This is a genomic window from Staphylococcus sp. GDY8P131P, from assembly GCF_017891975.1.
Classification (GTDB): domain Bacteria; phylum Bacillota; class Bacilli; order Staphylococcales; family Staphylococcaceae; genus Staphylococcus; species Staphylococcus nepalensis.
Genome location: NZ_JAESKF010000035.1, coordinates 3,285 through 5,054, shown reverse-complemented (window position 1 = coordinate 5,054; position 1,770 = coordinate 3,285). Strand labels below are relative to the sequence as shown.

Below are 1,770 nucleotides of genomic sequence, written 5' to 3'. Positions count from 1 at the left end.
ACTATACGTAAACAAAGATGGTACGCTATTTAGGCAATTATTTATATTTGAACATTGAAAACTGAATTGCAATATGTCAACGTTTATTCGGAATTCACCATTAAATTTTTATTCAATAACACCGTGTTATTGATAACACAAATTAGTATTTTATGAGCTAATCAAACATCATAATTTTTTATGGAGAGTTTGATCCTGGCTCAGGATGAACGCTGGCGGCGTGCCTAATACATGCAAGTCGAGCGAACAGATAAGGAGCTTGCTCCTTTGACGTTAGCGGCGGACGGGTGAGTAACACGTGGGTAACCTACCTATAAGACTGGAATAACTCCGGGAAACCGGGGCTAATGCCGGATAATATTTAGAACCGCATGGTTCTAAAGTGAAAGATGGTTTTACTATCACTTATAGATGGACCCGCGCCGTATTAGCTAGTTGGTGGGGTAATGGCTTACCAAGGCAACGATACGTAGCCGACCTGAGAGGGTGATCGGCCACACTGGAACTGAGACACGGTCCAGACTCCTACGGGAGGCAGCAGTAGGGAATCTTCCGCAATGGGCGAAAGCCTGACGGAGCAACGCCGCGTGAGTGATGAAGGTCTTCGGATCGTAAAACTCTGTTATTAGGGAAGAACAAATGTGTAAGTAACTGTGCACGTCTTGACGGTACCTAATCAGAAAGCCACGGCTAACTACGTGCCAGCAGCCGCGGTAATACGTAGGTGGCAAGCGTTATCCGGAATTATTGGGCGTAAAGCGCGCGTAGGCGGTTTCTTAAGTCTGATGTGAAAGCCCACGGCTCAACCGTGGAGGGTCATTGGAAACTGGGAAACTTGAGTGCAGAAGAGGAAAGTGGAATTCCATGTGTAGCGGTGAAATGCGCAGAGATATGGAGGAACACCAGTGGCGAAGGCGACTTTCTGGTCTGTAACTGACGCTGATGTGCGAAAGCGTGGGGATCAAACAGGATTAGATACCCTGGTAGTCCACGCCGTAAACGATGAGTGCTAAGTGTTAGGGGGTTTCCGCCCCTTAGTGCTGCAGCTAACGCATTAAGCACTCCGCCTGGGGAGTACGACCGCAAGGTTGAAACTCAAAGGAATTGACGGGGACCCGCACAAGCGGTGGAGCATGTGGTTTAATTCGAAGCAACGCGAAGAACCTTACCAAATCTTGACATCCTTTGACAACTCTAGAGATAGAGTCTTCCCCTTCGGGGGACAAAGTGACAGGTGGTGCATGGTTGTCGTCAGCTCGTGTCGTGAGATGTTGGGTTAAGTCCCGCAACGAGCGCAACCCTTAAGCTTAGTTGCCAGCATTAAGTTGGGCACTCTAAGTTGACTGCCGGTGACAAACCGGAGGAAGGTGGGGATGACGTCAAATCATCATGCCCCTTATGATTTGGGCTACACACGTGCTACAATGGACAATACAAAGGGCAGCTAAACCGCGAGGTCATGCAAATCCCATAAAGTTGTTCTCAGTTCGGATTGTAGTCTGCAACTCGACTACATGAAGCTGGAATCGCTAGTAATCGTAGATCAGCATGCTACGGTGAATACGTTCCCGGGTCTTGTACACACCGCCCGTCACACCACGAGAGTCTGTAACACCCGAAGCCGGTGGAGTAACCATTTATGGAGCTAGCCGTCGAAGGTGGGACAAATGATTGGGGTGAAGTCGTAACAAGGTAGCCGTATCGGAAGGTGCGGCTGGATCACCTCCTTTCTAAGGATATATTCGGAACATCTTCTTTAGAAGATGAACA

The 1,770-nt window shown here is 48.3% G+C and carries 1 rRNA gene; it reads left to right on the top strand.

Annotated elements, in window-relative coordinates:
• Positions 1–177: 177 nt before the first annotated feature.
• Positions 178–1,730 (top strand): 16S ribosomal RNA (locus KA894_RS14410).
• The last annotated feature ends 40 nt before the right edge of the window (positions 1,731–1,770 follow it).